The 6,257-nt window shown below is 63.1% G+C and carries 5 protein-coding genes; all 5 read left to right on the top strand.

What is annotated here, in order from left to right:
• Nucleotides 1-894: sensor histidine kinase (locus tag ACE3UY_RS18955; RefSeq protein WP_374689045.1), on the top strand; the 894-nt coding region annotated here is incomplete at its 5' end.
• Between the two features lie 59 nt (nt 895-953).
• Nucleotides 954-2,693: a helix-turn-helix domain-containing protein gene (locus ACE3UY_RS18950; protein ID WP_374689044.1), complete on the top strand. Its 1,740-nt coding sequence runs from the start codon at nt 954-956 to the stop codon at nt 2,691-2,693.
• 532 nt (nt 2,694-3,225) lie between these two features.
• A complete protein-coding gene (ilvB, locus tag ACE3UY_RS18945) occupies nt 3,226-4,926 on the top strand; it encodes a biosynthetic-type acetolactate synthase large subunit (RefSeq protein WP_374689043.1) in 1,701 nt (566 codons plus the stop codon).
• 101 nt (nt 4,927-5,027) lie between these two features.
• Complete coding sequence (gene ilvN, locus ACE3UY_RS18940; RefSeq protein WP_374689042.1) at nt 5,028-5,618, top strand: acetolactate synthase small subunit; 591 nt, start codon at nt 5,028-5,030, stop codon at nt 5,616-5,618.
• A gap of 22 nt (nt 5,619-5,640) precedes the next feature.
• Nucleotides 5,641-6,257: ketol-acid reductoisomerase (gene ilvC / locus ACE3UY_RS18935; RefSeq protein ID WP_374689041.1), on the top strand; the 617-nt coding region annotated here is incomplete at its 3' end.

Here is a 6,257-nt window from a genome sequence, read left to right as displayed (position 1 = left end):
CTGAGCGACAAGGCGGAGCAGCATTGGCCGGTGCGCTGGATAGGCGAGGATCATCTGCCGCGGGAGTGGGATGTCAGCGCCTACCCCGTGCCCGGCAAGCAGGTCAGTTCGGCCCGCGCCGTGCTGCTGTGGCAAGACAAGACGGAGGAGCGGCGACTGGAGAGTTCGCTCATGCAGGCCGGCAAGCTGGCGGCCATCGGCCAACTGGCGGCTGGCGTGGCCCACGAGATCAACAACCCGCTGACAGCCATCAACGCCAACGCGCAAATGCTCAAAATGGTCATGCCGGTCGAGGACGAGAACTTCGAGTCAGTCGACCTCATCGTGCGCGCCGGGGAGCGGGCGGCCAAAGTAGTGCGCGGTCTGCTCGACTTCGCCCGTCAGGAGCAGTACTCCTTCACCCCCGGCGACCTCAACGAGTCCATTCAGGAAGCGCTCGACCTGGTCAACTATCAGATGCAGTCGTCCCACATCGCCGTCGTCAAGGAGTTCGACCAGACGCTGCCGCTGGTCGTCGCCAGTTGGGAACATCTGAAGAGTGTGTGGCTGAACCTGCTGCTGAACGCCCGCGACGCGCTGCTGTCCAACCAGGACGAACGGCGACTGAAAGTGAGCAGCCGGGTCGGCAAAGACGGCCAGACGGTGCAGGTAGTCATGTACGACAACGGCAAGGGCATGACCTCGGCCGAGACCCTGCACATTTTTGAACCGTTTTACACCACCAAAGGCCCCGGCCAGGGCACCGGCCTGGGGCTGGCGACGTGTCACCGGATTGTGGAGCAACATGGCGGCGAGATTACCGTCGCCAGTAAGGTGGGGGAGGGCACGACATTTCTGGTTACTCTGCCCATCCAGCGCCCGGATAGCAGCGCGTCTGGCCTCTACCTGCGGTAGTTTTGTGCAGTGCGATCGGGCAGGCTCCAGAAAACCTGCCGGGTCTGGATGGTTTGATCATGGCGACCTCTACCCTCGACTCAACCCCGCACACCCCCCTGAAAAGCGATAAAGCGCCGCGTCAGGACGCCGCGCCGGGCGAGATCAACGTCGGCGACGTCTTGCGACTGGCGCTACCGCTCAACACCGCGCTCATCGGCGGTGGAGAGGAAGCGCGACGCTACGTCAACTGGGTGGCCGTGCTGGCCGAGTGGGACAACTTGGAAGAGCAGATCGAGCCGAATGACCTCGTTCTGGTTCCCCCGGCGCTGCAAGCGACCCTGACCCCGGATAACGCCGCCGCGACGCTGGCCCCACTGGCCGAGTTTCCGGTCGCCGGACTGCTCTGGTTCGGGGAGTTCGGCGAAGCGCGGGCCCAGGTTGCCGACGCGCTTAACCTCACTGTGGTCGTTGTACCGCCACCCGCCTCCTTACGCGAGATTCACGAGGCGGTGGCCTTGCTGCTACTGGATCGGCAGACGGCGACCAGTGAGCGGGCCATGCAACTCTACCGGCAGTTGTCGGCCATGTCGCGCGAGGGGCAGGGTTTGGCGGCGATGACCGAGGTGATGAGCAAGCTCACCGGCAACATCGTCGCCGTGCAGGATAAGCGTCTGGAAGTGCAGGCCATCAGTTGGCCCAGCAACACCACGGTGGACAAGGAGTTGCTGATCGAGGCGCTGCAACACCGCGACTCGCTGCCGCCCGTGCTGCGCAACCGCAAGGCAGCGGCCAAGGCACGCCAGACCCATTGGCATCAACTCCTGTCCATCGAGGGGATGGGCCGGCTCATCAGCCCCATTATCTCCGGCGACCGGGCGCGCGGCTACCTGTCGGTCGTCGGCCCGCCCGGCGAGCTTGACATGCTGGATAGCCTGACCGTGGAACACGGCGCGGCGGCTTGCGCCCTGGAAATGGCGAAAGCCAAGGCGGTCAGCGAAGCCAAGAAGTCACTGCGCGGCGACTTTCTGGAAGGCTTGCTGGCCGGTTCACTGCCGGCGCGGGAGATCGAGCGGCTGGAAGGGCGGCTGGATCACAACACCAAAGAACCTCACGCAGTCATGGTGCTGGGTTGGCTAGGAGCCGAAACGCCCAGCCTGCGGCGGCTAGAGACGGCCGTCCACTGGGTACTGTCCAATCACCCCCGCCCGGCGCTGGTGCACGTCTACGGCAACCAACACCTGGTCATCTTTCAGGCATTGCGCGCCGATCCCCGGCCGACCACGGAAGACATGGAGAGCGCGCACCAGCTCGGCCGGCGCATCAGCGACCAGATCGCCGCCGAGTTTCCCGGCGCGACCATCATCGGCGGCATCAGCGGCCCGGCGCGCGTGCTGGCCGACTGGCCGGTGATGTATGGGCAGGCGCTCCAGGCCATGCAGTTGGGCCAGCGGTTGAAACTGACCAACCAGTTTGTCGAGTTCAACAGCCTGGGCATCTACCGCCTGCTCTACGATCTGGAAGACCAGGCCCAGGTGCGGCGCTTCACGGACGAGATCATACGCCCTCTGGCCGAGTACGACGTCCAGAACCGCGGCAGCCTGGTGAAGACCATCGACGCCTACTTCACCCACCACGGCAACATCAGCCAGACGGCCGAATCGCTCTTCGTCCACCGCAACACCTTACTGTATCGGATGGAGCGCATCCAGGAGCTAACCGGCATGCAGCTCGACCAGGCCAACATGCGGCTGGCGCTGCACCTGGCGTTGAAGCTGTGGCAACTGCGTCCGGAGGCCGAACGCGCGCCGGAATTGTAGAGAGTGTACAATCCATTGCCCACCCTATTCTGCCAAGTTAGCCGTATAAGCCAGGGATAGCATCCTCTATACTATCTTCAGGCTTGCGCTAGAGTGCGCGGTTCAGTGGGAAATAGTGGGAACCGAAGGGAATGGTCTTTGCAAAAGGGCCATTCCTTTTGGGTTTATAAGGGGAGTTGTCGGGCGATTTGGCAAATCGCCCTACATGTAAAACTTGCACAATAACATCCTACCATCCTTGTCGCTATTTGCACATAGCCCGATCTTTCGCCCCGCGCTTATACTCTTCTCATCATGCCACTTCTGGCTGATCATATGAAACCTTACAGCGCTAACGTTATTTTCGTCCTCGCCCTTATTGGCCTGGTCCTTATTATTGAGAATAAGGACACGACTTCTGTTGGGTGAGCGCGAAAGGTTCGACAAATAGAACAAAGCTCAAGAGGAAAACCGCCCAACAGGGCGGTTTTTTTGTTGTCTGGCGCATAAGACCTGCCAGGTTTCAGAAAACCTGACCGGTCTGGAGGAAAAGATGAGCGAGTTGAAAACGGGTGGACAGATAATCTGGGAGAGCCTGATCAGCGAGAAGGTCGATGTCGTCTTTGGCCTGCCGGGCGGGGCGATCTTGCCGACCTATGACGACCTCTACAAGTACAACTATCCGGTGCACCACGTGCTGGTGAAGCACGAACAGGGCGCAGCCCACATGGCCGACGGCTACGCGCGGGCCACGGGCAATGTTGGGGTGTGTATCGCCACCTCTGGCCCGGGCGCGACGAACCTTGTGACCGGCCTGGCGACGGCCTACATGGACTCGACGCCTCTGGTTGCCATCACCGGCCAGGTTCCGCGCTCGCTGCTGGGCCGCGACGGCTTCCAGGAAGCCGACATCCGGGCCATCAGCATGCCGGTGACGAAGCACAACTACCTCATCACCGACATCCGTGACCTGCCGGCGGCGCTGAAGGAGGCGTTTTACATCGCCCGCACCGGCCGCCCCGGCCCCGTACTGGTTGACGTGTGCAAGTGCGTGCAACAGGCCACAATGGAGTTCAGCTATCCGGACGACGTGGATCTGCCCGGCTACAGGCCCAGCCGCCTGTCGCCCAACGACGAGGTGATCGCCCGCGTGGCCCGCATGATGAACGACGCTAACCGGCCGCTCATCGTCGCCGGACAGGGTGTCTCGATGGCCAGGGCCGAGGCGGAGTTGCGCCACCTGGCCGAGAAGGCCAACATCCCCGTCGCCACCAGCCTGCTGGGCATCGGCACGTTCCCGGCTACACATCCCCTGTCGGTCAGTTGGGGCGGCATGCACGGTGAGGCGTACTGCAACTACGCCCTGCAAGAGTGCGACGTGCTCTTCGCCATCGGGGCGCGGCTGGATGACCGGCTGACGGGCGCGTTTAGCACCTTCGCCCCCAAGGCGCGCATCATCCACGTTGACCTCGACCCGGCCGAGATGGGGAAGAACCTGATCATCGACACGCCGGTGGTGGCCGACGCGCTGCTGACGCTGCGGGCGCTGCTGCCCCAGATCGAGCCGAACGAGCACCCCGCCTGGCTGGCCCAAATCAACGAATGGCGCAGCGAATCGGTGGAGCGGGACATCCTGACCCAGGAGACCGATGAGCTGATCGCCCCCTACGTGATGCGGCAATTGTGGCATGCCACACGGCAGGGGGATTGCACCGTGGTGACAGACGTCGGCCAGCACCAGATGTGGGAGGCGCAGTACTTCAACCACACCAAGCCGCGCAGCCTGTTAACCTCGGGCGGCCTCGGCACGATGGGCTACGCCTTGCCGGCGGCCATCGGCGCGCAGATGGCGAAGCCCGATGAGGAGATTTGGGTCATCGCCGGCGACGGCGGCTTCCAGATGACCATGCCCGAACTCTCAACGGTGGTGCAGGAGCGACTGCCGATCAAGATCGCCATCATCAACAATGGCTATCTGGGCATGGTGCGCCAGTGGCAGGACGTGTTCTACAACAAGCGCTACGTGGGCACGCCGCTGGTTAACCCCGACTTCGTGAAGATCGCCGACGCCTATGGCATTCCCGGCCGGGCGGTGACGAACAAAGAGGACGTATTCGACGCCATTCGCCAGGCGCAAGCGACCGATGGGCCGTTCCTGCTCGACTTCCAGGTGGAAGAGTTCACTAACGTCTACCCAATGGTCGCCCCCGGGAAGAGCAATGCGGACATGATTCGGAGAGAGATAGCGAATTAGGGACTAGGGGTTAGGGGCTAGGGGCTAGGGAAGAACGTTCTTCCCTAGCCCCTAACCCCTAATCCCTATCAGAGGGAGTGACGACAATGCCCGATACGACTATGAAACGACACACGATTATCGCCTGGTTGGAAGACAAGCCGGGTGTGCTCAACCGGGTGACGGGGCTGTTCAGCCGCCGCAACTTCAACATCGATAGCCTGACCGTCGGCCACAGCGAGACGGAGGGGGTCAGTCGCATGACCTTCGTCGCCCTGGGCACGGAACGAGACTTACAGCAGGTGCAGACACAACTGGACAAGCTGATCAACGTCATCCACATCGCCGACGTGACGCATGAGCCGACAGTGACGCGCGAGATGGCGCTGATCAAGGTGGGCGCGACGAGCCAGACGCGCGGCGAGATCATGCAACTGGTGGACATCTACCGGGCCAGCGTCGTTGACGTGGATATGACCTCGCTCATCATCCAGATCGTTGGCCCGGAAGACCGCGTGGACTCGCTCATCAAGTTGCTGGAGAGCTTCGGCATCGAGGAGATGGTGCGCACCGGACAACTGGCGATGGTGCGCGGCAACTCGCGCCACGGCCACAGCCACAGCGCGACCTCGGTGAAGGCCAACGGGCACAATGGGACGGCCCCCTCGGCCGCGGCGGAAGGGGCGACGATGAAGAACGGTTATCACTCATAGAACTACCACAGAGGACAATATCTTGGCTACGATCTACTACGACAAGGACGCCGACCCGGCCCTGCTGGACGGCAAGAAGGTGGCGATTATCGGCTACGGCAGTCAGGGGCACGCCCACGCCCTGAACCTGCGCGATTCGGGGGTGGACGTGCGCGTCGGCCTTTACGCCGGCAGCCCGTCGTGGGCCAAGGCCGAGGCGGCCGGCCTGACGGTGAAGACGACGGCCGAGGCGACCCAGGAGGCGGACATCATCATGATGCTGGCCCCGGACACGTCGCAGGCGGCCATCTACCGCGACGCCATCGCGCCCTACCTCACGCCGGGCAAGACGCTGATGTTCAGCCACGGCTTCAACATCCGCTACGCCCAGATCATCCCGCCGGCGCACATCGACGTCAGTCTGGTGGCGCCCAAGTCGCCGGGTCATCGCGTGCGCGAGCTATACGTGGACGGGATGGGCACGCCGGGCTTGGTGGCTGTCCACCAGGATGCCAGCGGCGCGGCATTGGGCACGGCGCTGGCCTATGCGCGGGCTATCGGCTGCACGCGCGCCGGCGTCATCCGCACCACCTTCACCGAGGAGACCGAGACCGACCTCTTCGGCGAGCAGACCATCCTGTGCGGCGGCGTCAGCCACCT

The organism is Promineifilum sp. (SeqCode), from assembly GCF_041918635.1.
Lineage (GTDB): Bacteria > Chloroflexota > Anaerolineae > Promineifilales > Promineifilaceae > Promineifilum.
This window is presented reverse-complemented; position numbering and strand designations above follow the sequence as displayed.